General features: G+C 70.6%; 27 protein-coding genes and 6 tRNA genes. 11 read left to right on the forward strand and 22 right to left on the reverse strand.

Going from position 1 to position 26,715, the window contains the following annotated elements; translation table 11 throughout:
• Positions 1 to 85: 85 nt before the first annotated feature.
• From NUT86_RS08140 to pgsA, 7 genes are all read right to left on the reverse strand, one after another.
• The gene (locus tag NUT86_RS08140; RefSeq protein ID WP_026169283.1) at positions 86 to 838 is read right to left on the reverse strand and encodes a YebC/PmpR family DNA-binding transcriptional regulator; all 753 of its coding nucleotides are present in this window, start codon (positions 836 to 838) and stop codon (positions 86 to 88) included.
• A 132-nt stretch (positions 839 to 970) separates the two neighbouring features.
• A complete protein-coding gene (gene pdxT, locus NUT86_RS08145; RefSeq protein WP_018087640.1) occupies positions 971 to 1,564 on the reverse strand; it encodes a pyridoxal 5'-phosphate synthase glutaminase subunit PdxT in 594 nt (197 codons plus the stop codon).
• Positions 1,565 to 1,573: 9 nt separating this feature from the next.
• A complete protein-coding gene (gene pdxS, locus NUT86_RS08150) occupies positions 1,574 to 2,485 on the reverse strand; it encodes a pyridoxal 5'-phosphate synthase lyase subunit PdxS (protein ID WP_018087641.1) in 912 nt (303 codons plus the stop codon).
• 150 nt (positions 2,486 to 2,635) lie between these two features.
• A complete protein-coding gene (locus NUT86_RS08155; RefSeq protein WP_018087642.1) occupies positions 2,636 to 3,181 on the reverse strand; it encodes a hypothetical protein in 546 nt (181 codons plus the stop codon).
• Positions 3,182 to 3,789: 608 nt separating this feature from the next.
• Positions 3,790 to 4,950 carry a glycosyltransferase family 4 protein gene (locus tag NUT86_RS08160; RefSeq protein ID WP_159489763.1) on the reverse strand — a complete coding sequence of 387 codons (1,161 nt, stop codon included), beginning with the start codon at positions 4,948 to 4,950 and terminating at the stop codon, positions 3,790 to 3,792.
• Positions 4,947 to 5,933 (reverse strand): phosphatidylinositol mannoside acyltransferase, encoded by a 987-nt coding sequence (locus NUT86_RS08165; RefSeq protein ID WP_093647667.1) that lies wholly within the window; start codon positions 5,931 to 5,933, stop codon positions 4,947 to 4,949. Before NUT86_RS08165 ends, NUT86_RS08160 begins: the two co-directional genes overlap by 4 nt.
• On the reverse strand, positions 5,930 to 6,586 hold the full coding sequence (gene pgsA / locus NUT86_RS08170) for a phosphatidylinositol phosphate synthase (protein ID WP_018087645.1): 657 nt from the start codon (positions 6,584 to 6,586) through the stop codon (positions 5,930 to 5,932). Before pgsA ends, NUT86_RS08165 begins: the two co-directional genes overlap by 4 nt.
• A 274-nt stretch (positions 6,587 to 6,860) precedes the next feature.
• Between pgsA and NUT86_RS08175 the strand changes: the two genes are divergently transcribed.
• Positions 6,861 to 9,059, forward strand: a complete 2,199-nt coding sequence (locus NUT86_RS08175) for an elongation factor G-like protein EF-G2 (RefSeq protein WP_274734413.1) — start codon at positions 6,861 to 6,863, stop codon at positions 9,057 to 9,059.
• Positions 9,060 to 9,245: 186 nt separating this feature from the next.
• Entirely contained in the window at positions 9,246 to 10,925 is a 1,680-nt protein-coding gene (locus NUT86_RS08180; RefSeq protein WP_274734415.1) for a hypothetical protein, read from the forward strand.
• Positions 10,926 to 10,959: 34 nt separating this feature from the next.
• Here the strand turns inward: NUT86_RS08180 and NUT86_RS08185 are convergent, their stop codons facing one another.
• From NUT86_RS08185 to NUT86_RS08195, 3 genes are all read right to left on the reverse strand, one after another.
• On the reverse strand, positions 10,960 to 12,165 hold the full coding sequence (locus NUT86_RS08185; RefSeq protein ID WP_274734417.1) for a YncE family protein: 1,206 nt from the start codon (positions 12,163 to 12,165) through the stop codon (positions 10,960 to 10,962).
• A complete protein-coding gene (locus NUT86_RS08190) occupies positions 12,165 to 12,941 on the reverse strand; it encodes a polysaccharide deacetylase family protein (protein ID WP_274740412.1) in 777 nt (258 codons plus the stop codon). Before NUT86_RS08190 ends, NUT86_RS08185 begins: the two co-directional genes overlap by 1 nt.
• Positions 12,942 to 13,066: 125 nt before the next feature.
• Positions 13,067 to 13,624 (reverse strand): HIT family protein, encoded by a 558-nt coding sequence (locus tag NUT86_RS08195; protein WP_274734418.1) that lies wholly within the window; start codon positions 13,622 to 13,624, stop codon positions 13,067 to 13,069.
• 61 nt (positions 13,625 to 13,685) lie between these two features.
• On the opposite strand from NUT86_RS08195, the gene NUT86_RS08200 reads away from it, so the two are divergent.
• The gene (locus tag NUT86_RS08200; protein ID WP_159489769.1) at positions 13,686 to 14,333 is read left to right on the forward strand and encodes a potassium channel family protein; all 648 of its coding nucleotides are present in this window, start codon (positions 13,686 to 13,688) and stop codon (positions 14,331 to 14,333) included.
• A 54-nt stretch (positions 14,334 to 14,387) separates the two neighbouring features.
• Here the strand turns inward: NUT86_RS08200 and thrS are convergent, their stop codons facing one another.
• From thrS to NUT86_RS08215, 3 genes are all read right to left on the reverse strand, one after another.
• On the reverse strand, positions 14,388 to 16,367 hold the full coding sequence (thrS, locus tag NUT86_RS08205) for a threonine--tRNA ligase (protein WP_159489771.1): 1,980 nt from the start codon (positions 16,365 to 16,367) through the stop codon (positions 14,388 to 14,390).
• A 113-nt stretch (positions 16,368 to 16,480) separates the two neighbouring features.
• On the reverse strand, positions 16,481 to 17,659 hold the full coding sequence (locus NUT86_RS08210; RefSeq protein WP_274734421.1) for a hypothetical protein: 1,179 nt from the start codon (positions 17,657 to 17,659) through the stop codon (positions 16,481 to 16,483).
• Complete coding sequence (locus NUT86_RS08215; protein ID WP_018087654.1) at positions 17,659 to 18,225, reverse strand: DUF4365 domain-containing protein; 567 nt, start codon at positions 18,223 to 18,225, stop codon at positions 17,659 to 17,661. The genes NUT86_RS08210 and NUT86_RS08215 overlap by 1 nt, the downstream gene beginning before the upstream one ends.
• A 199-nt stretch (positions 18,226 to 18,424) precedes the next feature.
• On the opposite strand from NUT86_RS08215, the gene NUT86_RS08220 reads away from it, so the two are divergent.
• Positions 18,425 to 19,150: an exonuclease domain-containing protein gene (locus tag NUT86_RS08220; protein WP_093647991.1), complete on the forward strand. Its 726-nt coding sequence runs from the start codon at positions 18,425 to 18,427 to the stop codon at positions 19,148 to 19,150.
• A 113-nt stretch (positions 19,151 to 19,263) separates the two neighbouring features.
• Here NUT86_RS08220 and NUT86_RS08225 read toward each other — a convergent pair.
• The 4 genes from NUT86_RS08225 to NUT86_RS08240 all read right to left on the reverse strand — a co-directional run bounded on the left by NUT86_RS08225 (position 19,264) and on the right by NUT86_RS08240 (position 20,558).
• Positions 19,264 to 19,335 (reverse strand) — tRNA-Val (locus NUT86_RS08225).
• 117 nt (positions 19,336 to 19,452) lie between these two features.
• A complete protein-coding gene (locus NUT86_RS08230) occupies positions 19,453 to 19,914 on the reverse strand; it encodes an SRPBCC family protein (RefSeq protein ID WP_274734424.1) in 462 nt (153 codons plus the stop codon).
• An 86-nt stretch (positions 19,915 to 20,000) separates the two neighbouring features.
• Positions 20,001 to 20,072, reverse strand: a tRNA-Val gene (locus tag NUT86_RS08235).
• Positions 20,073 to 20,126: 54 nt separating this feature from the next.
• Positions 20,127 to 20,558, reverse strand: a complete 432-nt coding sequence (locus tag NUT86_RS08240; RefSeq protein ID WP_026169286.1) for a TIGR02611 family protein — start codon at positions 20,556 to 20,558, stop codon at positions 20,127 to 20,129.
• Positions 20,559 to 20,747: 189 nt separating this feature from the next.
• Between NUT86_RS08240 and NUT86_RS08245 the strand changes: the two genes are divergently transcribed.
• Positions 20,748 to 21,161, forward strand: coding sequence for an SsgA family sporulation/cell division regulator (locus tag NUT86_RS08245; protein ID WP_003959770.1), 414 nt, complete (start codon positions 20,748 to 20,750; stop codon positions 21,159 to 21,161).
• Between the two features lie 225 nt (positions 21,162 to 21,386).
• A complete protein-coding gene (locus tag NUT86_RS08250; RefSeq protein WP_018087658.1) occupies positions 21,387 to 21,953 on the forward strand; it encodes a CGNR zinc finger domain-containing protein in 567 nt (188 codons plus the stop codon).
• Between the two features lie 21 nt (positions 21,954 to 21,974).
• Here the strand turns inward: NUT86_RS08250 and NUT86_RS08255 are convergent, their stop codons facing one another.
• Positions 21,975 to 22,130: a hypothetical protein gene (locus tag NUT86_RS08255; RefSeq protein WP_018087659.1), complete on the reverse strand. Its 156-nt coding sequence runs from the start codon at positions 22,128 to 22,130 to the stop codon at positions 21,975 to 21,977.
• A 68-nt stretch (positions 22,131 to 22,198) separates the two neighbouring features.
• A complete protein-coding gene (locus NUT86_RS08260) occupies positions 22,199 to 22,660 on the reverse strand; it encodes a hypothetical protein (RefSeq protein WP_093647683.1) in 462 nt (153 codons plus the stop codon).
• Between the two features lie 170 nt (positions 22,661 to 22,830).
• Here NUT86_RS08260 and NUT86_RS08265 point away from each other — a divergent pair, with 170 nt between their 5' ends.
• Positions 22,831 to 23,358 (forward strand): DsbA family protein, encoded by a 528-nt coding sequence (locus NUT86_RS08265; RefSeq protein WP_274734478.1) that lies wholly within the window; start codon positions 22,831 to 22,833, stop codon positions 23,356 to 23,358.
• A 36-nt stretch (positions 23,359 to 23,394) separates the two neighbouring features.
• Here the strand turns inward: NUT86_RS08265 and NUT86_RS08270 are convergent, their stop codons facing one another.
• From NUT86_RS08270 to NUT86_RS08280, 3 genes are read right to left on the reverse strand one after another with little or no spacing between them, the layout of a single operon-like run.
• Complete coding sequence (locus tag NUT86_RS08270; protein ID WP_266448067.1) at positions 23,395 to 24,225, reverse strand: GNAT family N-acetyltransferase; 831 nt, start codon at positions 24,223 to 24,225, stop codon at positions 23,395 to 23,397.
• Positions 24,226 to 24,260: 35 nt separating this feature from the next.
• Positions 24,261 to 25,085: an aminotransferase class IV gene (locus NUT86_RS08275; protein ID WP_018087663.1), complete on the reverse strand. Its 825-nt coding sequence runs from the start codon at positions 25,083 to 25,085 to the stop codon at positions 24,261 to 24,263.
• On the reverse strand, positions 25,082 to 26,149 hold the full coding sequence (locus NUT86_RS08280) for a chorismate-binding protein (RefSeq protein WP_141725695.1): 1,068 nt from the start codon (positions 26,147 to 26,149) through the stop codon (positions 25,082 to 25,084). The genes NUT86_RS08275 and NUT86_RS08280 overlap by 4 nt, the downstream gene beginning before the upstream one ends.
• A 177-nt stretch (positions 26,150 to 26,326) precedes the next feature.
• On the opposite strand from NUT86_RS08280, the gene NUT86_RS08285 reads away from it, so the two are divergent.
• From NUT86_RS08285 to NUT86_RS08300, 4 genes are all read left to right on the forward strand, one after another.
• Positions 26,327 to 26,399 (forward strand) — tRNA-Gly (locus tag NUT86_RS08285).
• Between the two features lie 35 nt (positions 26,400 to 26,434).
• Positions 26,435 to 26,508: transfer RNA gene (locus tag NUT86_RS08290), tRNA-Cys, on the forward strand.
• A 1-nt stretch (position 26,509) separates the two neighbouring features.
• Positions 26,510 to 26,581: transfer RNA gene (locus NUT86_RS08295), tRNA-Val, on the forward strand.
• 30 nt (positions 26,582 to 26,611) lie between these two features.
• Positions 26,612 to 26,683 (forward strand) — tRNA-Val (locus tag NUT86_RS08300).
• Positions 26,684 to 26,715: the final 32 nt, after the last annotated feature.

The raw sequence follows: 26,715 nt of genomic DNA on the forward strand, positions 1-26,715 counted from the left end.
ACAGTAGTGGCTGCCACTGACAAACCGACGGGCCGACGGGGTGTGTCCCCGTCGGCCCGTCAGACGACCGAGTGTGCCGCGCCGGTCAGGCGTCGACCTTGGCCATCGTCTCGTCCGAGACGTCGAAGTTGGCGAAGACGTTCTGCACGTCGTCGCTGTCCTCCAGCGCGTCGATCAGCTTGAAGATCTTGCGCGCGCCCTCTTCCTCCAGCTCGACCTGCATGGTCGGGACGAAGTTGGCGTCGGCCGAGTCGTAGTCGATGCCGGACTCCTGGAGGGCCGAGCGGACCGCGACCAGGTCGGTGGCCTCGCTGAGCACCTCGAAGGACTCGCCGAGGTCGTTGACCTCTTCGGCACCGGCGTCCAGGACGGCGCCCAGGACGTCGTCCTCGGACAGTTCACCCTTGGGGACGATCACCACGCCCTTGCGGTTGAACAGGTACGACACCGAGCCCGGGTCGGCCATCGAACCGCCGTTGCGGGTCATGGCGACGCGGACGTCCGAGGCGGCGCGGTTGCGGTTGTCGGTGAGGCACTCGATGAGCACCGCGACACCGTTGGGGCCGTATCCCTCGTACATGATGGTCTCGTAGTCGGCGCCGCCGGCTTCGAGGCCCGCACCGCGCTTGACCGCGGAGTCGATGTTCTTGTTGGGCACCGAGCTCTTCTTGGCCTTCTGGATGGCGTCGAAGAGCGTGGGGTTACCGTCCGGGTCCGCGCCGCCGGTACGGGCCGCGACCTCGATGTTCTTGATCAGCTTCGCGAAGAGCTTGCCGCGCTTGGCATCGATCACGGCCTTCTTGTGCTTCGTCGTAGCCCATTTAGAGTGGCCGGACATCCGCCTGTCTCCTTCGCGTCACCAACATCTGAAACGAACGCCTTAGATCCTACCGGGGCCAGGTCACACGGTGTTACTCCCGCCCGTCACCCGGCCACCACCCGGATGGAGCGCCGGGGCCCGCCCTTCGGATCAGCCCCGGGCCCGCCGCACCATGTCCACGAACAGGGCGTGGACCCGGTGGTCGCCGGTGAGTTCCGGGTGGAAAGACGTGGCGAGGACGTTACCCTGCCGCACGGCCACGGTGTGCCCGTCGTACGTCGCCAGGACCTCGACCGCGCCACCGACCGACTCGACCCAGGGCGCCCGGATGAAGACGCCCTCGACCGGTCCGCCGGGGATCCCGGCGACGTCGATGGCCGCCTCGAACGACTCGTTCTGCCGCCCGAAGGCGTTACGGCGCACGATCATGTCGACGCCACCGAACGTCTCCTGGTCCTCACGGGCGTCCAGCAGCTTGTCGGCGACCATGATCATGCCGGCGCAGGTGCCGTAGACCGGCTTGCCCGCGCGGACGAAGGCGCGCAGCGGCTCCAGCATGCCGAAGACGACGGCCAGCTTGGACATGGTGGTGGACTCGCCGCCCGGGATGACCAGGCCGTCGATCTCGTCCAGTTCCTCGGCACGGCGTACCGGCCGGGCCAGGGCGTCCGCCTCGGCGAGCGCAACGAGGTGCTCGCGGACGTCGCCCTGGAGAGCCAGCACACCGATGGTGGGGGTGCTCATCTAGGTGTCCTACCAGCCGCGGTTGGCGTAGCGCTCGGCCTCGGGGAGGGTGTCGCAGTTGATGCCGACCATGGCCTCGCCCAGGTTCCGCGAGACGTCCGCGATCACCTTCGGGTCGTCGTAGAAGGTGGTGGCCTTCACGATCGCGGCGGCGCGCTTGGCGGGGTCGCCGGACTTGAAGATGCCGGAGCCGACGAACACGCCCTCGGCACCGAGCTGGCGCATCAGCGCGGCGTCGGCCGGGGTGGCGACACCACCGGCGGAGAACAGCACGACCGGCAGCTTGCCGAGCTCGGCGACCTCCTTGACCAGCTCGTACGGGGCGCGCAGCTCCTTGGCGGCGGCGAACAGCTCGTTGTGGTCGTAGCCGCGCAGCCGAGCGATCTCGCCCTTGATCTGGCGCATGTGGCGCACCGCCTCGACGACGTTGCCGGTACCGGCCTCGCCCTTCGAGCGGATCATGGCCGCGCCCTCGGTGATCCGGCGCAGCGCCTCGCCCAGGTTGGTGGCACCGCACACGAAGGGGGTGGTGAAGGCCCACTTGTCGGAGTGGTTGACCTCGTCGGCCGGGGTGAGGACCTCGGACTCGTCGATGTAGTCGACGCCGAGCGACTGCAGGACCTGCGCCTCGACGAAGTGGCCGATCCGGGACTTGGCCATGACCGGGATGGAGACGGCGTTGATGATGCCGTCGATCATGTCGGGGTCCGACATCCGGGCCACGCCGCCGTCCTTGCGGATGTCGGCGGGGACCCGCTCCAGGGCCATGACGGCGACGGCGCCCGCGTCCTCGGCGATCTTCGCCTCTTCCGGCGTGACGACGTCCATGATCACGCCGCCCTTGAGCTGCTCGGCCATACCGCGCTTGACGCGCGCGGTTCCGGTCTCGGGGTTCTGGGGCGTGGTGGGCGTGCTGGACACGTTTGACCTCACTCAGTGCGGGTGGCTGTACTGCTGGGCCCACACAACCGTTTGTGAGCGGCCCGGGAAAAGGGCCAATTAGAGGTCAGTGGCTCGTCACCGCCGGGAGTCGCCTTCTGCGGCCCCCGCCCCCGGTTCCCGCTGTCCGGCTCAGTTCCCGGCCGAGCGGTCGTCCAGGACGGCCGGCGGCTCGTCGTCCATCTCGAAGGCCAGCGGGAAGGGAGCGTGGCCGGCGAGCCGGAAATAGCGCACCACCCGGTGGCGGCGGACGGCGCGGGCGGCCCGTACGGCGTCGTTGTGGAACCGGCGGGCCATCGGGACGCGGCGCACCGCGGCGGTGAGCTCGGTGACCGTCTGCTCGCCGCCCGGTGCCTCCCGTACGGCCTCCAGCTGCGCGTCCTCCGCGAAGATCGCCCGCAGCGCCTGGCTCAGCTCACTCTCCGCGACCTCCCGGTGGTCCTCCTCCGCCTGCCGGGCCTCGTGCGCGGCCTGGTAGAGCACGATCGAGGCGGCCGGGTCCAGGACCCCCGAGGTACCCACCTCCTGCGCGACGGAAGCCCGTCTCAGCAGCTGGGCGTCGAGGGCCGCCCTGGCCGCGTCGATGCGTGCGTGCAGACGGTCGAGACGGCCGGCCGTCCAGCTGAGGTAGATACCGATGAGGACGATCGCGGCGGCGATCCAGATGAACGTGGTCACGGCGCGTCACCTTACGCGCCTTCGGCGCGTTCTTTTCTTCCCACGTTTTCGGCTGATCCGCCGTAGTGGCTTCTCGCCGTTGCGGGTCCGCTGCGCGGGGCTTGGGCGCGGGTGATGCTTGCGGGTGCCTCCGCCGTTGCGCCTGGCGGCGGGCCGGTCCGCTGCGCGGGGCTGTCGGGGTGCGGTGACGGACCTCCGGGGTAGGGGTGTGGGACTGCTTCGCTTTACGTCCCACACCCCTACCCCTCCGGCCCGTCCCCTCCCGTTGGTGGGTGGGAAAAACGGCTGGTGGGGGTGCCCGCCGCTGGTCCACTGCTCCTCGCGAAGCAGGCGTGACACGTCCTACGGACGCCCGCCCCCACCCACCTGCACTCACTCCCCCACGGGAGGGGACGGGCCGGAGGGGCCTGGTGTGTGGACGTAAAGCGAAGCAGTCCACACACCAGGCCCCGGAGGCCCGTCACCGCACCCGACAACCACCCAGCCCGCCGCAGGCGCAACGGCGAGGAACCCGCAAGCGTCACCCGCGCCCACGCCCCGCGCAGCGGACCCGCAACGGAGGGGCACCCCCAAGCATCACCCGCGCCCAAGCCCCGCGCAGCGGACGGTCAATCCTTCGCCGGCCAGAGGCGATTACGTGGGCCGACCCGCTCATCCGTGGCCACGGAGGTGGCCCCCGTGGTGACCGTCTCGTAGACGGCGAGGATGTCGGCACCGACCGTGGACCAGTCGAAGCGGCGTACGTGGCGGGTGCCGCGATCCCGCAGCTCGGCGAGGCGCGCCGGGTCACCCAGGAGACGAACCGCCGCAGCGGCAAGCGCCTCCGCGTCCTCGTTGGTGAAGAGTTCGCCGGCCTCGCCCTGGTCCAGGACCTGGGCGAAGGCATCGAGGTCGCTGGCAAGTACGGGCGCCGCGGCCGACATCGCCTCCACGAGGATGATGCCGAAGGATTCGCCGCCCGTGTTGGGCGCGACATAGAGGTCGACGCTGCGCAGGAGCCGGGCCTTGTCCTCGTCGCTGACCATGCCGAGGAATTCGACCCGGGAGCGCAGTTCGGCGGGCAGCGCCGCGACGGCCTCCTCCTCGTCGCCGCGGCCGGCGACCAGCAGCCGGGCGTCCGGTACCTCGGCGAGGATCGCGGGCAGCGCCTTCATCAGGACCGGCAGGCCCTTGCGCGGCTCGTCGATCCGGCCGATGAAGCCGATCGTCCGTCCCTGCCACTCGGCCTTGGGCTCGGCGGAGGCGAAGAAGTCGACGTCCACGCCGTTGGGGATGACCACCGCATCGCCGCCGAGGTGTTCGACGAGGGTGCGGCGGGCGTATTCGCTCACCGCGATCCGTGCGCTGATCTTCTCCAGCGCGGGCTGCAGGATCGGATACGCGGCGATCATCGCCCGCGAGCGCGGGTTGGAGGTGTGGAAGGTCGCCACGATCGGGCCCTGGGCCGCCCAGCAGGCGAGCAGGCCGAGCGAGGGCGAGGCCGGCTCGTGGATGTGGATGACGTCGAAGGCGCCGTGCTGCAGCCAGCGGCGTACCCGGGCGGCGGAGAGGAAGCCGAAGTTGAGACGGGCGACCGAGCCGTTGTACGGGACGGGGACCGCGCGGCCGGCGGAGACGACGTACGGCGGAAGGGGGGTCTCGTCGTCCGCGGGGGCGAGGACGGAGACCTCGTGGCCGAGGCGGATCAGGTGGTCGGCCAGGTCCCGGATGTGGAACTGCACGCCGCCGGGGACGTCCCAGGCGTACGGGCAGACGATGCCGATCTTCACACGGGCTCCGTTCCGGAGGTGCCGGAGGCCGCGGAGCCGCCCGGGGCGCGGGGCTGCTCTTCACGCGGTTCCAGGTCGGCGAGCCAGAGCCGCTGCAGCATGTGCCAGTCCTCGGGGTGGTCGGCGATGCCGGAGGCGAAGGCGTCGGCGAGCGCCTGGGTCATGGTGGCGGCCTTCTCGGCGCGGGTGCCGGTCTCGGGGACCTCGATCTCCGGGTGGACCCGGCCGCGCATGACGGGGGTGTCGTCGTACCAGAGGGTGACGGGCAGCAGCAGGGCGCCGGTCTGTACGGCGAGCACGGCGGGGCCGGCCGGCATCTTCGTGGCCTCGCCGAAGAACTTGACCTCTATCCCGGAGGCGGACAGATCACGGTCCGCGACCAGGCAGACCAGCCCGCCGGCCCGCAGCCGCCGGGCGAGCGTGCCGAAGGCGGCGCCGCCGGTGTGCGGCAGCACCTCCATGCCCAGGCCCTCGCGGTAGGCGACGAAGCGGTCGTAGAGGGACTCCGGCTTGAGGCGCTGGGCGACGGTGGTGAAGGGGACACCGAGTTCGGTGGTGACCCAGGCACCCGCGAGGTCGTAGTTGCCCATGTGGGGCAGCGCCAGGATGACGCCACGGCCGCTCTTGAGCCCGTCCACCAGGTGGTGCACGTCCTCGACGGCGAAGCCGGCCCTTATCCGGTCCTTGCTCCAGGCCGGCAGCCGGAAGGACTCCATCCAGTAGCGCATGTACGAGCGCATCCCGGCCCGGGAGAGCTCGGTGAGCCGCTGCGGTGTGGCGTCCGGGACGACCCGGGCGAGGTTCGACTCCAGACGGAGGACACCCTTGCCCCGGCGCTTCCAGGCGATGTCGGCGATCCGCCGGCCGAGCCGTACGGCAGCGCCTTCGGGCAGCTTCTTGACGGTGCTCCAGCCCAGGGCGTAGAGCGCGTCCGCCAGCTTCTCCGCGTCGATCCACGGCCGGCCGGTCCTGCGCGGGCTCATGCGCTGTTCCCCCCTTGTGCGATGGCGTCGGCCTCGGCCGACTCCCGTCGGACCGTCACCACGCGCTGGCCGAGGGTGACGGCACTGCCGATGCCGACGATCCACAGAGCGATCGGCAGCAGGATTTCGATACCGGGCACCCCGAAGGCGTGCAACCCCGACAGACCGCAGGCCACCAGCGTGACGACCAGCCGCTCGGCACGCTCCACCAGGCCGTTGACGTCCACCGGCAGCCCGATGGCCTCCCCCCGCGCCTTGGTGTACGAGACCACCTGGCCGCTGGCGAGGCAGAAGATCGCCATCCCGCAGAGCATCAGGCTGTCGCCCCGGCCCGCGTACCACAGGGCGAGTCCGCCGAAGATCGCCGAGTCGGCGACCCGGTCGAGGGTGGAGTCGAGGAAGGCCCCCCAGCGGCTGGAGCGGCCCAGCTGCCGCGCCATGTTGCCGTCGACGAGGTCGGAGAAGACGAACAGGGTGATGACGACCGTGCCCCAGAAGAACTCGCCCAGCGGGTAGAAGATCAGGGCGCCGGCCACCACGCCTCCGGTGCCGACCAGAGTGACCGCGTCCGGGCTGACGCCGATCCGGATGAGCAGGGCGGCGAACGGCGTGAGAACACGCGTGAAGAACGCACGCGCGTACTTGTTCAGCATGGCCTTCCCGGGAGTCGATACGGGCCGTGCGGTCTGACGGCCACCGGCGGGCCCATCGTAGCCAGGAGGTCAGGGGCCACCACGAACGCATCGCGGCGCGGGGTGCGTCCCGCGGCTCGGGGCCGCCCCCGCGCGCCCGCGGACGCGCCCGCAGGCCCCGCGGGGGCGACCCGGACCCCTTGGGAGCACCGGCCCCGTGCGCCATGTATGGACGCATCATGGCCTCGGTGGAAAGCTCGAATCACCGCAAAGTGTCGACCTGGAGGCGAGACACATGAGCGAGAAGTCGAGTACACACCCGGGAGCCGCCGGCAGGGCATCAACGGCCGACCGGCCCACGGCCCTGCGCAATGTGGTGCTGGTCGGCCACAGCGGCTCGGGAAAAACCACTCTGGTCGAGGCCCTCGCGCTGGCGTCCGGCGCGGTCAACCGGGCGGGGCGGGTCGAGGACGGCGGCTGCCTCTCCGACCACGACGAGATCGAACACCGCCAGCAACGCTCCGTACAGCTCTCCCTGGTCCCGGTGGACTGGGGCGGAGTCAAGATCAATATCTTGGACACCCCCGGATACGCCGATTTCGTCGGGGAACTCAGGGCCGGTCTGCGCGCGGCGGACGCGGCCCTTTTCGTTGTCTCGGCGGCCGACGGCGTGGCCGGCGCGACCCGTATGGTCTGGGACGAGTGCGCGGCCGTCGGTATGCCGCGCGCGCTGGTCATCACCCACCTGGAGGCGTCCCGCGCCGACTTCGACGAGATGACCGAGCGCTGCCGCACCTCTCTGGGCGGCGAGGACCCGGACTCCGTCCTCCCGCTCTACCTCCCGCTGTACGGAACGCCGGGCGCCGACGGCCACTCCCCCGTGCACGGCCTGATCGGTCTGCTCTCGCAGCGGGTGTTCGACTACTCCTCCGGCGAGCGCACCGAACGCGCGCCGACGGCGGACGAGCTGCCGCTGATCGAAGCGGCCCGCAACCGCCTCATCGAGGGCATCATCGCCGAGAGCGAGGACGAGTCCTTGATGGACCGCTACCTCGGCGGCGAGGAGATCGACATCAAGACCCTCATCGGGGACCTGGAGACGGCGGTCGCCCGGGGCGCCTTCCACCCGGTGCTGGCCGCGGCCCCGGCCGCCGACGGCTCCAAGCAGGGGCTGGGCACCGTGGAGCTGCTGGAACTGATCACCGGCGGCTTCCCGACGCCCGTGGAGCGCGAGGCGCCGGCCGTCACCACCCCGGACGGCGCCCCGCGCCCGGCGCTGAGCTGCGATCCCGAGGGTCCGCTCGCGGCCGAGGTGGTCAAGACCTCCTCGGACCCGTACGTCGGCCGGATCTCGCTCGTCCGCCTCTTCTCGGGCACCCTGCGCCCGGACGAGACGGTGCATGTCTCGGGCCACGGGCTGCAGGACCGCGGCCACGAGGACCATGACGTCGACGAGCGGGTCGGCGCGCTGTCCACCCCGTTCGGCAAACAGCAGCGCCCGCTGTCCAAAGCCATCGCCGGCGATCTGGCCTGTGTGGCGAAGCTGACCCGCGCCGAGACCGGGGACACCCTCTCCGCCAAGGACGATCCGCTGCTGATGGAGCCCTGGACGATGCCGGACCCGCTGCTGCCGGTCGCCATCCAGGCCCACAGCAAGGCCGACGAGGACAAGCTCTCGCAGGGCCTGGCCCGTCTGGTCGCCGAGGACCCGACGATGCGTCTGGAGCACAACCAGGACACCCATCAGGTGGTCCTGTGGTGCCTGGGCGAGGCGCATGTCGATGTGGCCCTGGAGCGGCTGCGGACCCGCTACGGCGTCCAGGTGGACACGGTCGCGCACAAGGTGCCGCTGCGGGAGACCTTCGGCGCCCCCGCCGCGGGCCGCGGTCGCCATGTGAAACAGTCCGGCGGCCACGGCCAGTTCGCGATCTGCGAGATCGAGGTCGAACCGCTGCCCGGCGGCTCCGGTATCGAGTTCGTGGACAAGGTCGTGGGCGGCGCGGTGCCCCGGCAGTTCATCCCGTCCGTGGAGAAGGGCGTACGCGCCCAGGCCGCGCGCGGGGTCGCCGCCGGGCATCCGCTCGTCGACATCCGGGTCACGCTGCTGGACGGCAAGGCGCACTCCGTCGACTCCTCGGACGCCGCGTTCCAGACCGCGGGCGCGCTGGCGCTGCGCGAGGCCGCCGGCGAGGTCCGGATCGACCTGCTCGAACCGGTGTCCGAGGTGAGCGTGATGGTTCCGGACGATTTCGTCGGCCAGGTGATGAGCGATCTGTCGGGGCGCCGCGGCCGGGTCGTGGGCACCGAACAGTCAGGGGCGGGACGCACCGTGGTGCGCGCCGAGGTGCCCGAGATCGAGATCGACCGGTACGCCGTCGATCTGCGCTCCCTCTCGCACGGCACCGGGCGGTTCTCCCGCGTCCACCTGCGGCATGAGCCGATGCCGCCGCAGCTCGCCGACAAGTGGCGGGAAGAGGCGGAGAACGGCGCATAGTTGACGGCTGATCAACCGTTGGAGCGGCCGCTGTCCTGCTCAACTCCTCTGGGCTGGACGGCGGCTGTACGCTGAGTGCCTGCCGTTGAACCGAGCGTTCGACGCCAGGGTGCGAGGTCACGGACTCGAAGACAGGCTCTCAGCAGGTGTGCCGTCAGCGGAAGTCGGGAAGAGCCGCATCATTGGATGCGTGCGGTGTGGGGGGCGGTAGTGGCAGACGGCTTTGACTTCAGTCCCGGGGCGCAGGTCCCGCTGTCGGGGAGCGCCGGGCAGACGGCGGCGACCCAGGCACTGGCCTCGGCCGCCTATCGGGACAGCCCGCTCGCCGATATCTCCAAGGCCGACTCGGACTCCGGCAAGTCCGCCATCAAGAAGCCCAAGCTGTCGCTGTTCGCGCCCAACCTCGGCGAGGCGTTCTCGCGCGCCGTGCAGGTGCGGATGCTCGGCGGCGGGCGCGCCGCGCTCATCCAGTCCTTCGGGACCGAGCCGCAGACCATCGTCGAGCACTGTCTGTCCGCGACCCGCATCCGCAAGCAGCGGGACGCCAAGCTGACGCTGCTGATGGTGCTGTTCGGGGTGCTGTTCCTGCCCGGTGTGCTGGTGTGGCTGGGCGTCTTCCAGCTGCGGAAGATGCTCTCCAAGGACGGCGCCGGCAAGGGCCTCTCCCTGATCGGCGGGGTGCTGCTGACGGTACTGGCGGTCCTCGGCCTGTTCTTCATGATCAAGCTGCCGTTCAACGGCTTCTGGCCGCTGTACGCCCGCGGCATGATCGTCGCCCCGGTGATCGGCTGGTGGCTGGCCAAGCAGATCTGCGAGAAGACCGCGGTGGCCATGCGGGAGTCCTGGAAGGGGCTGCTGGAGGGCGGTGGCGTGGCCGCGAAGATCCCCGAGGCGGTCCCCCAGGACCCGAACCAGATCGCCGCCGAAACCCTCCGCCAGAATCTCGCCAAAATCTCCGCCGAGCAGAGCAGCAACGTCATCTTCTACGCCGGCCCCAAGGGGATACTCGGCATGGGGACGCGCTGGGGCAGCTGGCAGCTCGCCGAGGAGCTCATCCCGGCGCAGGAGGGCAGCGAGATCCACCCGTTCCGCAGCTGGGACGTGATCCGGGCGATCCACGACAAGCTGCGGCTGCTGGAGCGCAGCCCGCTGCACACCGGCGGATTCCCCACGCCGTCCGTACGCCACTGGATCGTCTCGCCGGTCCCTGAGAAGGCCGCCGCGGTATCCCGCCCCGAGGGCACCCATGTGGAGGCGTACCAGATCCGCGGGCACGAGATAGAGCGGATCTGCAACGAGCAGCAGTTCGGCAGCGGCAACCGCCACTACCTCGGCGTCCAGTTCGTCCTGTGGGACGGCCAGTTGGTGATCACCCTCATGATCACCGTCACCGTGCTCCACGAGACCCTGCGCATCGAGGTGACCGGCCATGCCCTCGGTCCGGTCAACGGCCTCTTCACGACTAAGCCGGAGCCCAAGACCAAGGACGTCGCCAAGGTCGTCAAGTTCTGGGAGACCAAGACGCAGCAGCTCCCGCTCATCGAGCCGCAGGAGGTGGTCCGGCTCGCCGCCCGCGCCCCGCTGACCTGGTTCCCGCCGGTCCTGGACTTCCTCGGCGGCAAGCTGACCCTGCCCGAGCCGTTCGGCCTGCGGCACGTCTGGGCCGACAAGCCCTGGCGCCACCGCTTCATGGCCGATGACGCGCTGCGCGCCGCGACCCCGGTGCTGCGCACGGTCCACTCCGCCGCGATGAGCGTCCTCAAGGAGAACGGCGTGGACACCGAGCGCTTCACCAACCGCTCCCTGGTGCTCAGCGGCATGATCCAGGGCGTGGAGCCGCAGAAGGCGGACGAGTACAACGCCTAGGGGGTGACTCCCCTAGCCCCCTGGGGCACCCCGGCTAGCGGAAGATGCCGGTGTGCCCCAGGGAGTACCGTCCCGGCTGCGGGTAGACCGCCAGACCGTGCGGGCCCTGGCCGACCGGGATCTTGGCGAGGGTTTTGCCGGTGCGGGTGTCCAGCGCATAGACCTCGGAGTTGTAGCGGCCGGACAGCCACAGCACCTTGCCATCGGTGGACAGACCGCCCATGTCGGGGCTGCCGCCGCCGCGGATGTGCCATTTGTCGACGAGCTTGCCGGTCCTGAAGTCGAGCAGGGAGATGGAGCCCTCACCGCGGTTGGAGACGTACATGTGCTTCGAGTCGCGGCTGACGTAGAGGCCATGGGCGCCCTTGCCGGTCGGCATGAGCCGGGGCCGGTCGAAGGTGTCGCCGTTGAGGACCCAGATGCCGTCGGCCATCATGTCGGCGATGTACCAGGTCTTGCCGTCCGGGGAGATCTTCACGTCCTGCGGCATCGCCCCCTCGAACGGCAGCTTCTGCTGGCCGATGACCTTCATCTTCTCGGTGTCGACCTTGAGCAGCTCGGCGGAGAACTCACAGGAGACGATGAAGTACCGCCCGTCCGGTGAGAAGTCGGCGTGGTTGACGCCGGCGCAGTTGACCGGGAGCGTCTTGCGGACCTCCATGGTGTGCGGATCGCGGAAGACCAGCTGCCGGTCCATGGAGGCCATCACGACCGCGTACTTCCCGTTGGGCGTGAAGTAGAGGTTGTACGGGTCATGGACCTTGACGGGGTCGCCGGCCTTGCCGGTGGCGGGGTCGATCGGGGTGAGGTCGTGCCCCCGGTTGTTGTTGACCCACAGCGTCTTCAGGTCCCAGGACGGCACGACATGCTGCGGCTGGACGCCCACCGGAATGGTCTCGATGACCTTGTACGTCTTCGGGTCGATGACGCTGACCGTGTCGGAGCCGGTGTTGGGGACATAGATCCGCGAGGGGAAGTCCTTGACCTGCGGCGCCAGCATGCCCGGCCGGTCCGCCGCATAGATGTCGTGCTCGTCCAGCAGCGGCGGCATCCCCGGCAGGCCCGGCTTGGCGGCCTTGACCGGCGCGCGCTCGACCGGCCGGGGGCTCTGACCGGCCCGTTCGTTCTCGTCGCCGCTGCCACAGCCCGCGGCCACCAGCGCGCAGGCCACGGCGAGCAGGGCGGCCCGGTGGCGCGCGCGCAGGCTCCGACGGTCGTGGGTACGGTTCCGGTCAGCCATCAGGTCACTAGCTCCGTTGTCGTCACCGCGCGCAGACCGCGCCGGCGGAGGCCGTCGAGGATCGGGGGCAGCGCGGCCACCGTGCCCGCGTGCCCGAGGTGGAGGCTCACGACCGAGCCCGGCCCGACCGAGTCCAGGACCGTGCGCTGGACGGCGGCGGCACCGGGGTCGTTCGCGTCGAGGGAGTCCACGTCGTAGGACAGGACGTGCGGATAGCCGGCCTTGCGGGCCAGCTCGGTCACCAGGGGCGTGGCCCGCCGGGTCTGCGAGGGGCGGAACCAGCTGCCGATGGTTCCGGTGAGCTTGCGCAGCCGGTCGGCGCAGCCGCTGATCTCGGCGTAGGCCTCGGCGGCCGGCAGGGCGCAGATGTTGCGGTGGTGCAGCGTGTGATTGCCCAGCTCATGGCCGCCGTCGAGGATCCGGCGGGCCATCGCGGGCTGCTCGTCGAGCCAGTCGCCGACGGCGAGCACGGTGACCTTGGCGCCGGCCCGCTCGGCCTCGCCCAGCAGGGCGGTCGCCATCTTGGGGTCGCCCCTGCCGTGGAAGGTCAGCGCGACCGCCCGGCCGTTCCGCGGCCCGTTCTCGATCTGTACGGGCAGGCCGGGCACCCGGGTCGGCGGCCGGGCGGCGCGCACCGGGGCGGGCGGGGCGTGGCCCGCCCCGGAGGCGCTCGGCCGGCCGGCGGGCCGGACGGCCCCCGGGTCGTCGGCCCGGTGCGGGTCGCAGCCCGTCACCAGCGCACCGGCGGCCGCGGCCGAGGCGGCCGCACGCAGCACGGAGCGGCGATCTAGGGAAGTCACCACCCCATTAGAGGGGCAACTAATCCGAATTAGGGCGATCTATCCGATTCGTCCGGGTGCGTGTCGCCTCGGACACCCACCCGGAGAAGCCCGGAGGAGCCCTACGCGGGCCAGGCGTGCGCGAGCATCGCCCGGGTGTCGGCGAGGAGTTGGGGCAGCACCTTGGTGTGGCCGACCACTGGCATGAAGTTGGTGTCGCCGCCCCAGCGCGGGACGACGTGCTGGTGGAGATGGGCCGCGATCCCGGCCCCGGCGACGGTGCCCTGGTTCATCCCGATGTTGAAGCCGTGCGCCCCGGAGGCGGTGCGCAGTGCGGTCATCGCCCGCTTGGTGAACTCCGCCAGCTCCGCGGTCTCCGGGCCGTCCAGCTCCGGGTAGTCGGCGACATGCCGGAACGGGACGATCATCAGGTGCCCGCCGTTGTACGGGTACAGGTTCAGCACCGCGTAGACATGCTCACCGCGCGCGATGACGAGGCCGTCCTCGTCCGACTTCTCGGGGATGGTGCAGAACGGACAGCCGTCGTCGGCCCCCGGGCCGGTCGGCTTGTTCTCCCCCTGGATGTAGGCCATCCGGTGGGGCGTCCACAGGCGCTGGAAGGCGTCCTGCGTCCCGACTCCGATCTGCTGCTCCGGCTCGCTTGTCATACGGGCCAGCATATGGCTTCGCCCGTTGGCACCGTGTCGTTGGGGCGGATACCCTGGCCCGCTCCGCGATGCTGTGCCGGTGGACAGGGACGTACGGCTGCAGGAGTGGGAGAGGCGCGCCCAGCCCTATCTCTTCATCGCCTCGATCCTCTTTCTCACCTCCTACACGATCCGGGTCCTGGACCCCGGCCTCTCCCCCAGCTGGTACGTCTTCTGGGAGACCGTCACGATCGTGAGCTGGACGGTCTTCGTGGCGGAATACCTGGCACGGCTGGCCTTCAGCCATGACCGGTGGCACTTCGTGCGCACCCGCTGGCTGGATCTGGTCGTGACCGTGCTGCCGCTGCTGCGACCGCTACGCATGATCGATCTGCACGAGCGGATGCAGCTGCGCAGGGCCGTGCCCGGGCTCGGCCTGGAGGCGCGGGTGATGACGTACTCCGGCCTCGCCGCGCTGCTGCTGGGTTACGCCGCCAGTCTGGCGGTCTACCACGACGAGCGGTCCGCCCCGCACGCGAACATCCACACCTTCGGCGACGCGGTCTGGTGGGCCTGCTCAACGCTGACGACGACGGGGTACGGCGACGCCACCCCCGTCACCGCGCGCGGCCGGGTGATCGCAGCGGGGCTGATGTTCGTCGGGGTGGCCCTGGTGGGAGCGGTGGTGGGCTCCTTCTCCTCCTACCTGACGCGCCGCTTCCGGACGGAGGGCGAGCGATGACGAGGCCCCGGAGAGCCGGTCGCTCTCCGGGGCCTCGTGCTCACGTCATCGCCCTCACACCTCGGCGCGACGCTCCACGACATCGAGGATCTCGGCGATCGCCTCATCGCGCGGAATGCCGTTCTTCTGCGACCCGTCGCGGTAGCGGAAGGACACCGCGCCATGGGCGACATCCTCGTCACCGGCGATGATCATGAACGGCACCTTGCTCTTCTGGGCGTTCCTGATCTTCTTCTGCATCCGGTCCGACGAGGAGTCCACCTCGATCCGCAGCCCCTTGGTCTTCGCCTCGGCGGCGAACTCCTGGAGGTAGGGGACATGCGCGTCGCCGATCGGGATGCAGGTCGCCTGGACCGGCGCCAGCCAGGCCGGGAACGCGCCCGCGTAGTGCTCCAGCAGCACGCCGAAGAACCGCTCGATCGAGCCGAACAGCGCGCGGTGCAGCATGACCGGCTGCTGCTTGGAGCCGTCGGCCGCCGTGTACTCCAGACCGAACCGCTTCGGCTGGTTGAAGTCGACCTGGAGGGTCGACATCTGCCAGGACCGGCCAATCGCGTCCCTGGCCTGCACGGAGATCTTCGGACCGTAGTAGGCGGCGCCGCCCGGGTCGGGGACCAAGGGCAGGCCCTGCTTCTCGGCCGCCTGGCGCAGCGCCTCGGTGGCCTCCTCCCAGTCCTCGTCCGAGCCGATGAACTTGTCGGACTCGTCGCGGGTGGACAGCTCCAGCTCGAATTCGTTCAGGCCGTAGTCGCGCAGCAGGTCGAGCACGAAGGTCAGGAGCGTGTCGAGCTCCTGCGGCATCTGCTCCTTGGTGCAGTAGATGTGCGAGTCGTCCTGGGTGAAGCCGCGCGAACGGGTCAGGCCGTGGACGACACCGGACTTCTCGTAGCGGTAGACCGTGCCGAACTCGAAGAGACGCAGCGGCAGTTCACGGTAGGAGCGGCCGCGCGACTTGAAGATCAGGTTGTGCATCGGGCAGTTCATCGCCTTGAGGCGGTAGTTCTGCTCGTCGAACTCGATGGCCGGGAACATCGACTCGCCGTAGTGCGGCAGATGCCCGGAGATCTCGAAGAGGCGCTCCTTCGAGAGGTGCGGGGTGTTCACGAACTCGTAGCCGGAGACCTCGTGCCGCTGGCGGGAGTAGTCCTCCATCACCTTGCGGACGACGCCACCCTTGGGATGGAAGACGGCGAGACCCGGGCCCAGCTCCTCCGGGAAGGAGAACAGGTCCAGCTCCGCGCCCAGCTTGCGGTGGTCGCGCTTCTCCGCCTCGACGAGGAACTCCAGATGCGCCTTGAGCTCGTCCTTGGTCGGCCAGGCGGTGCCGTAGATCCGCTGCAGCTGCTTGTTCTTCTCACTGCCGCGCCAGTACGCGGCGGCCGAGCGCATCAGCTTGAACGCCGGGATCGCGCGGGTGCTGGGCAGGTGCGGACCGCGGCACAGGTCCTTCCAGCACAGCTCGCCGGTCTTGGCGTCGAGGTTGTCGTAGATGGTCAGCTCGCCGGCGCCGACCTCGGCGGAGGCACCCTCGGCGGCGTCCGCGGCGGAGCCCTTGAGCCCGATCAGCTCCAGCTTGTACGGCTCGTCGGCCAGCTCCTCGCGGGCGGCGTCATCGCTGACCGCACGGCGCGCGAACTTCTGCCCGCGCTTCTGGATCTCCTGCATCTTCTTCTCGATGCGCTTGAGATCGTCCGGGTGGAACGGGGTCTCGACGTCGAAGTCGTAGTAGAAGCCGTCCTTGATGGGCGGGCCGATGCCGAGCTTCGCCTCCGGGAACAGCTCCTGCACGGCCTGCGCCATCACATGCGCGGCGGAGTGCCGCAGGATGTTCAGACCGTCCTCGGAGCTGATCTCGACGGGCTCGACCGCGTCACCGTCGGCGACCTCGTACGCCAGGTCCTTCAGCTCCCCGGCCACCCGCGCGGCGACGACACTGCGCTCGCCCTGGAAGAGGTCGGCAGCCGTAGTGCCCGTGGTCACCACGCGTTCTTCCCGCTCGGAATCGCGTTGGACGGTCACACGGACGTCTGACACCGGTCTCTCCTGACTCATGTCTCTTTCGCGTCAGCGATTGCTGCGCAGCCGAATCGTACCGAGCCGGCGGACCCGACCGCGAAACGGTTTCACCACCCCCGGCTCGCGGGCCGTCATTCCTCCGCGCCGCACGCCTCCTCGAAGAAGTCGAGATTCTCCTGGAGCGACTTCAGCAGCCGGTCCCGCTCCGCCTCGTCGACCTGTACGGGCGCGACATCGCGGCCGCCGGTGATCCGGCGGAACCCGCCGCGGCTCTCCAGCCGCCCGCTCACCCGGATCGGCAGTCCCACCAGGTGCGCATGCCCGGCGATCCGGTAGTCCTCCTCCCCCAGCGCGACCCGTACCTGCAGCACATCGGCTCCGGTGATCACCCGCAGCCGTACCGTGCCGGGGCCGCCCGGCCGCTCCCTGCGCAGCCGTACCACCGCTCCGGTCACCCGGACCGGCAGCGAGGGCTCGTCGCGGACATAGCGCTGGGCCGCCTGCTGCAGCGCGGGCAGATCGCCGGGCGAGAACTCCACCGGCTCGGGACGGGCCGGGCAGCCGGCCGGGGCACCGGCCGCCGGCGACCACTCGACCGCGATCCGCGCTCCCTCCGCATCCCGCACCAGCGCGATCAGCGCCTGGGCCAGCTCATGGCAGACCCCCAGCTCGACGGCCGCGTCGAAGGCCTCCATCCCGCCAGTGGCCCGCTGGTAGTCGGTGGCGTCGCGGGCCGCGTGCAGCGCCTGCTGCAGCCCGGCGACCGCCCGGCGGCCGCCGCGCACCGGCACGAACGCGGTCAGCCGGCGCCCGGCCGCCGCCGGGCCGACCAGCACCTGGCTCATGAAGCCCTCGGCCTGCCGTTTGTGCCGGGCGCCGTAGTAGCCGGCCCGGCCGTACGTCCCCAGTGCCCCGGCGAGCAGCATCGAGCGGGCCGCCCCGCGCAGCTGTTCCTGCGCCACCCAGTGCGTGGCCCCCGAGCCGCCGTCGGGGACCTCCCGTTCCCAGCGCACCTCGTCGCTCGGCACCGCCAGCCCCATCAGCACCTCACGCGCGGAGGGCACCGCGCTCCGCGCCAGCGCCGCCAGCGCCTCCGCGAGCAGCTCCCCGCTGTCGGGGAAGCGGCGGTCGTGCGGTATCAGCAGACTGGTGCCGCCCGCTCCGCCGGGCGGTGTCCACCGGGCGTAATGGCCCGCGGCCCCGCCCCTGCGCCGCCAGCCGTGCCGGGCCAGCAGCGCGCTGAGCACCGCCGGGTCGAACTGCGCGGGATCCAGCAGCCGCGCGTCATAATCGTCGGTCGGCCGGTACATCAGGGTCTCCCTCCCGCCCCGACCCGCGTCATGATCTCGCAGAGCGCTCGGTCGTCGAAGATCCGCGCGGTGGGGATCCGCACAGTGGTCCTGCGCCGGCCGGTCACCGGATGGCCGGCCAGGTTGATCCAGTAGCAGCAGTGCCGCAGTTCGAGACGGTCGTGGGAGGCCCGTAGCCAGTCCTCCTGGGTCCGTGGGGCCAGCATCACGACCAGGATCTTGTGGACCGTCACGGGTGTACGGGCCAGCTTCACCAGGTGGTCGTTGTCGAGCGTGAAGGCGAACGTCGGCCCCGGAGGGCGCGGGGCGGTCTGGTAGGTGCACTTGAGCTGCACCTTGATGGTGACCTCGTCGTCGACGGTGTGGCCGGGCGCGCCATGGCTGACGTGCCAGTCGATTCCGTTGTCCGGGAAGGGCTGCGCCAGCGAGCATCCGGAGGCGGCGGCGACCGCATGGAGGTAGCCGACCTGGAGGGTCTCCATACAGGCAGTGGTGGCGAGTCCGCCGCGCTGCGGGGTGGTCCGCTGAGGCAGCAGCCCGCCCGGTTCGGGCTGCGCGAGCGTCATCGCGGAGTGGCCTTCCGGGCTGTGCCGATCGATGAGAGTGGATGACGGGGAGAAGGCGGATCGCGTCGGCCCGTCCCTCTGGTTGTCTCCGCGTCAAGTGGTCCGCAAACAAAGACGGTTCGAGCACCCGGCGGCTCGGGTATCACCAGCTCGGGTGACGTGCATGTCATCCCCCGTACGAGCGCGAGGAGTTGGGATGATGCCGTGCTGGTATGACGGTCCGCTTGCCGCCTTCGACACCGAGACCACCGGGATCGACGTCGAGCGCGATCGCATCGTCTCCGCGGCCCTGGTGGTCCAGGAGACACCGCGCTCCGCGCCCCGGATCACCCGCTGGCTGATCAACCCGGGCGTCGAGATACCCGATGCCGCGACGGCGGTGCACGGCCTGACGGCCGACCATCTCGCGCTGCACGGCCGCTGGCCGGCGCCGGTGCTGGAGGAGGTCGCGCGCGCCCTGGCCGCCCAGTCGGTGGCCGGCCGCCCGCTGGTCGTGATGAACGCCCCGTTCGATCTCACCCTTCTGGAGCGCGAGTTGAAGCGGCATCGCGCCAGCTCGCTGACCACCTACCTGGGGGGCCACCCGCTGCGCGTCCTGGACCCCCACGTCCTCGACAAGCACCTGGACCGCTACCGCAAGGGCCGCCGCACGCTCACCGATCTGTGTGCGCACTACGAGGTCGAGCTGTCCGACGCCCATGAGGCGGCCGCCGACGCGCTCGCCGCACTGCATGTCGTCCGGGCCCTGGGGCACCGTTTCGCCGACCGCCTGGAGGGGCTGCACCCGGCGGAGCTGCACACCCGCCAGGCCGTCTGGTACGCGGCCCAGGCCCGTGGACTGCAGGCGTGGTTCGCCCGCAGCGGCAACCCCGAGGTCGTCGATCCGCACTGGCCGCTGCGTCCCGAACTCCCGGCGGCCGCCTGATCCCCCCTCAGCAATTCCGTACGGAGACAAAGGCGCCGGGCGGAATTCCCGCGCGGCGCTCTTCCAACAAAAAGGACCGGGCCGCCTTTTGGCAGCCCGGTCCTTGATCCCGGTGGGCGATACTGGGTTCGAACCAGTGACCTCTTCGGTGTGAACGAAGCGCTCTCCCACTGAGCTAATCGCCCGGGTGTCGGCGAGGTTTCCCTCGCGAACGAGCAGAACAATACAGGCCGCCCGGGGCTTCCATCAAATTCCTGTTCCGCGGCGGCCCCGTGCCGCCGCGTCCGGGTGGCCGGCGCCCCTCATCCGCGGGCCAGCCAGGCGGCAAGACCGCGCCGCCCGGCCCGCATCATCAGCGCATGGTTCGCGAGGAACAGCGGGCGCCCCAGCAGCGCGAACCGCCGCAGCAGCGGCTTGCAGACCTCGACGTCCTGCTCGAAGACGGCACGGGTGCCGCCGGCGCCGGGCACCACCGTCCAGCGCGCCCAGCCCGCCAGGTCCCCGCGCATCGCCATCTCCAGCACCCCCGCACCCGGGTCCCGTACGCGCTCGGTCGCCACCACCACGAGGTCGTACGGCAGCAGGGAGCGGAACCGGGCGGTGCCGCTGCGGTCGTCGAGCGGGGTCACCTCGCGGACCTGCGGCCACCACTGCGGATAGGCCTCGGCGCGTTCGAGGACGGCGTAGACGACGGTCGGCGAGGCGTGGAGCAGCCACACGCTGCGGAAGCGGTAGCGGTGCAGTCGGCGTGACCAGTCGGGCATGATCCCAGTGTGCGCCCCCTGCCGAGGGGCCCGCCCAACAACTGCGAGGGCCCGGAGACTTGATGTCTCCGGGCCCTCGTCCGGGGTGGGCGATACTGGGTTCGAACCAGTGACCTCTTCGGTGTGAACGAAGCGCTCTCCCACTGAGCTAATCGCCCGGGCGCACCGCCAACATTACCGCACGTCGGCGGGCACTTCTGACCACGTCCCGGTCACTCGGAGACGTTCCACGGCATCGCGAGGCCGAACTTCCAGACGTAGACCGCGAGCGCCGCCGCAATGATCACCACGCCGATGGTGGTCAGGATGATGTTGCGTCGCCGCACCTTGGGGTCGAGCGCCTTCTGGGCCGCTTCGGTGACCTTGTGCTTGGTCCAGCGCAGCACCAGCTGTGCCCAGACGAACTCCGTCGCCCAGATCGCCATACCGCCGAAGATCACCAGCCAGCCCGGCCCCGGCAGCGGCAGCATGATCACGCCGGCCACCACGACCGCGAGGCCGACGACGAAGACTCCGACCTGCCAGCTCACATGGAGCGGCCGGGAGCGCTTGATGAAGTGCGGCGCCCTCGAACCGAGCGGCTTCTCGGCCGGAGCGGCGTCCCCCTCCACCGTTCCCAGCCCCCCGTTACTCTGCGTATTCATACTCACCAACTTACCGGACGGGACCGTTCACCGGAATTACCGCCGAGGACGATCTCGCAATCCGCCGGAAGAGGTACCTGAAGCCACACAAAACCGTCAGAGGGGTTTACAACGGCACCGTAGGTGGCATGTCGATTTCGCCGACGTGCGAATCCCCGAGCGCACACTGAGCGAAAGGCCCTGGCGCTTATGAACACCACGGTCAGCTGCGAGCTGCACCTGCGCCTCGTTGTGTCGAGCGAGTCCTCACTGCCTGTACCCGCGGGCCTGCGGTATGACACGGCCGATCCCTATGCCGTGCATGCCACCTTCCATACCGGAGCCGAGGAGACCGTCGAGTGGGTTTTCGCCCGCGACCTCCTCGCCGAGGGCCTGCACCGGCCCACGGGCACCGGAGACGTCCGCGTATGGCCGTCCCGGAGCCACGGACAGGGCGTTGTCTGCATCGCCCTGAGCTCACCGGAAGGCGAAGCCCTGCTCGAGGCGCCCGCGCGGGCTCTCGAGTCGTTCCTCAAAAGGACCGATGCCGCCGTACCGCCCGGTACGGAGCACCGGCATTTCGATCTCGACACCGAGCTCTCCCACATCCTCGCGGAGAGCTGAGACGCAGACCGGTTACCGAAAGCACCCACCCGCTCACACTTGCGCCCGTCCGACTCGGGGAGACGGCGCAGGACCGACAAGTTCACACGGCACACTTCGGCGTCGTCGCCGCGGACCCACCGCGGAGTCGGCGCTGAAGCTTGTTCGAGGCGCTAAAGTCGGCCACCATTCGGCAACCACCGGGGGCGGTACCCGTCCGGCCCCACCCTGCCAGGGAGCGGAACCGTGATCATCACCCATGACACCCGGTGCGCGCTGGACGCGGTCGTCGATCTGCTGAACACCGCCCCGGAGGGCGAAGGGCCCGGAGCGCCGGACAGCCTGACCGATCTCGCGGCCCTCGAAGAGTTCGTCCAGCGCAACGACGTCAGTGACGTGGGCGCGCTCGGTGCGGGCGACCTGGCCGCCGTACGGTCCGTCCGCGCGCGGTTCGCGCGGGTCTTCGCGGCCGACGACGACCGCACCGCGGCCGAACAGCTGAACGCGCTGGTCGCCTCGGCCGGCACCACTCCGCAGCTGACCGACCACGACGGGTACGACTGGCATGTCCACTACTTCGCGCCGGGCGCGTCGGTCGCCCATCATCTGGCCGCGGACGGCGGGATGGCGCTGGCCTTCCTCGTCGTCGCCGGGGAGCGCGAGCGGCTGCGGCACTGCGAGGCACCGGACTGCCGGCATGCCTTCGTCGACCTCTCCCGCAACCGCTCCCGCCGCTACTGCGACAGCCGCACCTGCGGAAACCGGCTGCATGTCGCCGCCTACCGGGCACGGCGGCGGGAGGCCGCGGGCTGAGCGGCGGCGCGGTTGCCGGCCTCACAGGAGGAAGAGGTCGTGCACCGCACCGAGAAGGAGCAGAAAGCCGATGACGGCGAGGAAGAGCATCAGCGGCGGCTGGGACAGCGCGAACAGACAACCGCGTGGTTCGGGGGACGGGGCGTCGTCTTGGGCGAGGGCGCACTCATCGTTCATCTCGCGCGCATCATGACGCAGATGATCGTCTGAGTACGCCCGATAGGCGCCTCAGCAGCGGTAGTTCATCAGATCCCGTGCTTTTTCAGGATCGCTTCGATGTCCGAGAAGTCATCCTTGGGTGCACCGCCCTTGCCCTGTGCGGCCTTCCCCTTGGCGGCCGGCTGCGCCGCGGTCCGGCCCGCGCCGAGGGAGGGGACGGAGGCGGCCGGGGCCACCGCGTCGGTCCGGTCGGCCGCCGCGGCCTTGCGCTCCTTACGGCTGCCGATCCCGCCACGGCGGCGCTCCACCGCCCTGGTGGTCATGAACAGCACGACCGAGAGGGCGAGCACGCCGAAGCCGGCCCAGACCGTGGGCTTGAAAACGATGCCGGTGACCCAGTCGATGACGCCCGTCATCACCAGGCCTATGGGGATCAGGGAAAAAGCGGCGATGCGGGTCGCGGCCAGGAACCGCTTGCGGTATGCCGTGATCGCGGCGATGCCCAGGCCCGCTGCCGACACCGCGGCACAGACGGTCGAGGTCAGCATCCGGTCCTCCTGCCGATGGATGGGTGAGCAGGCAGTCTGCTCCCTTCCATCCTGCCTTGTCCCGGCCCGCGTGGGCCATGTTCCGGCACGGCCTCAGGGACATCTCGGGGTTGCCCTCCTCCGCAGGTCCCGGTTCGGGCACCGGGCCGGGGGCTGGAAGACTGGTTCCCATGAACGACGCCACCTCCTCCCCCGCCCGTCCCGTCCGCCCCGTTCTGGACGTGTGGTGCGAACTGCAGTGCCCGGACTGCCATACCGCCCTGGGGGACCTGCGGGCGCTGCGGGAGCGTTACGGCGACCGGCTGGACATCCGGCTGCGCCACTTCCCCCTGCCGAAGCACCCGCACGCCTATGTCGCCGCGCAGGCCGCCGAGGAGGCCATCGAGCAGGGACAGGGCTGGCCGTACATCGAGGCGGTGCTGGCGCGGACCGAGGAGCTCGGCAAGCGCGGGGACAAGCTGCTGCTGGAGGTCGCCGGCGAGCTGGGGATGGATTCCGAGGAACTGGACACCGCGCTGATCGACGGGCGGCATCTGCTGATCGTCGACGCGGACCAGGCCGAGGGCAAGGCCATCGGGGTGACCGGGACCCCGACGTATGTGATCGGCGGAGAGCGGCTGGACGGCGGCAAGAGCCAGGAAGGGCTGCGTGCCCGTATCGAGGAGATCGCCGACCGGCTGCTGGCCGGACAGGGCTGAGGAGCCCGCGGCCTCACCGGCGTTGCGCGGGCCCGCTCAGAGGATCGGCTTCCACAGCAGGTACCCGGTGGGCCGGTAGCCCAGCGAGGCGTAGAGGCCGAGCGCCGGAGCGTTGCCCGCGTAGACGTTCAGGCCGAGGCTGGTACGGCCCGCGGTGAGGCTCTCGCGCTCGGCGACCAGCATCAGGGTCCGGCCGTGGCCGTGCCCGCGGTGTCCGGGCGCCACCCGCACATCGACGACATAGCCGCCGGGCTGGTCCGGCATCCGCAGGGCGACCCAGATGCTGCCGACGTCCGCGCCGCCGTGGGCCAGCACGCGCAGCGCCTGGTCGGGCGTCTCCGCGCCCTCCGGGAGCAGGGCGCGGTGGCCGGCGGCCGCGGCCTCCTCGGCGCGTGCCCGGGACATGCCCTGGCCGGTCTGCGTACGGACATGCTCGGCGAGCGCGGCGTCCCGCCAGGCCGGGTACTCCGCCTCGCTCAGCGCGCGGTCGCTGCTGCCCTCGGGCAGCGGGGGCGGAGCGGTGAGGGGCTTGCTCATCATGCGGCTGCGCTCGGTGTACCCCAGCGCCGCCGCGAGCCGCCCGGCGGCCTCGGCGCCGGCCGGGACGGTCAGCTCGATCTGCCGGCAGCCCCAGCCGCGCAGCACTTCCTCGGCGGCGAGCGCGGCGACCGTGGCGCGGCCCCGGTGCCGGTCCGGCTCGTCGATGGTCAGCTCCGCGATCCGGCCGGCCGTCGGGCCGAACCGGGCGTCCGTCGTCAGCCTTATCCCGCCGACCCGGCGGCTGTTGACACAGACGTCGTACGGACGGGCGCGGTGCCCGTCGTCGTGTCGTTCTTCCGGTCCCGCGGGGCGCAGCGTTGTGGTCACGAGGACTTTCTACTCGCCCGTGCGCGGGCCCGTCATCACCGCGGATCGAAGTCGGCGGCGGAGTGCTCGTCGAAGATCCGCATGGCTTCGGCGGTCACCGGGCCCGGACCGTCGGCGAGTTGGCGGCCGTCGATCACGTTCACGGCCTGGACGTCGCGCAGCGTGGAGGTCAGGAAGATCTCCTCGGCCCGCTCCAGGGCGTCCAGCGGCAGATCGGTCTCCTTGGCGCCGGCCCAGGCGACGGTCAGGGCGCGGGTGATGCCGGCCAGGCAGCCGGAGTGCAGGGGCGGCGTGTGCAGTTCGCCGTCCAGGACGACGAAGACATTGGAGCCGGTGCCCTCGCAGAGCGCGCCGACGGTGTTGGCGAACAGCGCCTCGGAAGCGCCCCGTTCACGCGCGCGGGCCAGGGCGACGACGTTCTCGCCGTACGAGGTGGTCTTCAGGCCGGCGAGCGCGCCGCGTTCGTTGCGGGTCCACGGAACGGTGACGGCGGCGGTGGTGTCGGGGCGGCGCCGGGTCTCGGAGAGGGCGATGACCAGGGTGGGGCCGGCGTCGCCGCGGTCCGAGCCGAGCGGCGAGACACCGCCGGTGTAGGTGAGGCGCAGCCGCCCGAGGGCCATCGGGTTGGCCGCCATGACGGCCTCACAGCCGCGCCGTACCTCGTCGAGATCGGGATCGGGCAGGCCGAGCCCGCGGGCGGAGGTGGTCAGGCGCTCCAGATGCCGGGTGAGGGCGAAGGCGCGGCCGTGCTCGGCCTTGATGGTCTCGAAGACCCCGTCGCCGACCGTCAGCCCGTGGTCGAAGACCGAGACCCGGGCGCTCTCGGCGTCCTGCAGTCCCCCGTTGAGCCAGATCTTCATCGCTTTCCTCCACTCGCCTCGTGCAGGCCCGACGCTACCGCCAGCAGCCTGCGCGCCTTCAACTCGGTCTCGGCCCACTCCCGCTCGGGATCGGAGTCCCAGATGATCCCCGCGCCGGCGCCGAAGCGCAGCACCGGACCACCGGGCGGGGTGCGGTCGATCCAGAACGTCCGGATGCCGACCGCGAGCTCACCGGTGCGGCGGTCCGCGTCGACCCAGCCGATGCCCCCGCAGTACGGGCCGCGGGGTGCGGTCTCCAGCTCCTCGATGATCCGCAGCGCACTCGACTTGGGGGCGCCGGTGACCGACCCGGGCGGGAACGTCGCGTCCAGAAGATCCGCCCAGGCGGTCTTCTCGTTCGCCTCAGCCAGCTCACCGCGCACCGTGGAGACGAGGTGGACCAGGCCGGGGTGCTCTTCGACGGCGCACAGTGCCGGGACGGTGACGGTTCCGGTGGCGCAGACCCGGCCGAGATCGTTGCGGACCAGGTCCACGATCATCACGTTCTCCGCCCGGTCCTTGGCCGAGAGGTCCGCCGCGGTGCGGCCGGTGCCCTTGATGGGGCCGGAGGCGACGGTGCGGTCGTCGCGCCGCAGATACAGCTCCGGGGAGGCGCTGGCGATCTCGACGCCGTGGCCGGGCAGCCGGATCGTGCCCGCGTGGGGCGCCGGGTTGCCGCGGGCCAGCACCGCCGACAGCGCGTCGACATCGGCGCGGCCGGGGTCGGGCAGCGGCGCGGTCAGCACCCGGCAGAGATTCACTTGATAGACGTCGCCGGCCGCTATGTGTTCACGGACGCGCCGTACGCCGCCGGTATAGGCGTCACGGTCCAGCGAGCTGGTCCAGTCGTCGGGCGCGGGGCCGCGCCAGCCGTCGGGGGCCGGCCGGTCCGCCGCGGTGGCCGGACGGACGTCGCCGAAGCGGGCACAGACCACGGTGCCCTCGAAGTCGGCGGCGACCGCCCACCAGCCCGTGGAGTCCAGGGCCGCGGGATCGCTGGTCACATCCCGCAGGTCAGTGGCTATCAGGCCGCCGAAGCGTGCCATCGGAGCGAAGTCGTGCACGTCAGCGAGTCTATGGCGGCGGCCCGCACGCCGCCTGCGCCGAGCTCGCACCGCAGCACGCTGCACAAACGCGTTTTTGTACTGGCCCCGGAATCCGCTAGAGTTCAACACGTCGCCGGGACGCGCCAAGCGCCCCGGAGGACAGGTAGCTCCCGGACGTAGTCTGGGAGAGACATTGCGGACGTAGCTCAGTTGGTAGAGCACCACCTTGCCAAGGTGGATGTCGCGAGTTCGAGTCTCGTCGTCCGCTCGATGTGGGGGATCTTCCCGAACCCCCTCACTCCTGGTGGAGTGGCCGAGAGGCGAGGCAACGGCCTGCAAAGCCGTCTACACGGGTTCAAATCCCGTCTCCACCTCCAAGGACGATTAGCTCAGCGGGAGAGCGCTTCCCTGACACGGAAGAGGTCACTGGTTCAATCCCAGTATCGTCCACTGGATCCCCGGAAACGGGGTGTCCGTCCCGCGCGATTAGCTCAGCGGGAGAGCGCTTCCCTGACACGGAAGAGGTCACTGGTTCAATCCCAGTATCGCGCACGCAGCTGCGGATCTTCGAGATCCGTGGTCCC

The organism is Streptomyces sp. G7(2002), assembly GCF_028870195.1.
GTDB lineage: Bacteria > Actinomycetota > Actinomycetes > Streptomycetales > Streptomycetaceae > Streptomyces > Streptomyces nigrescens.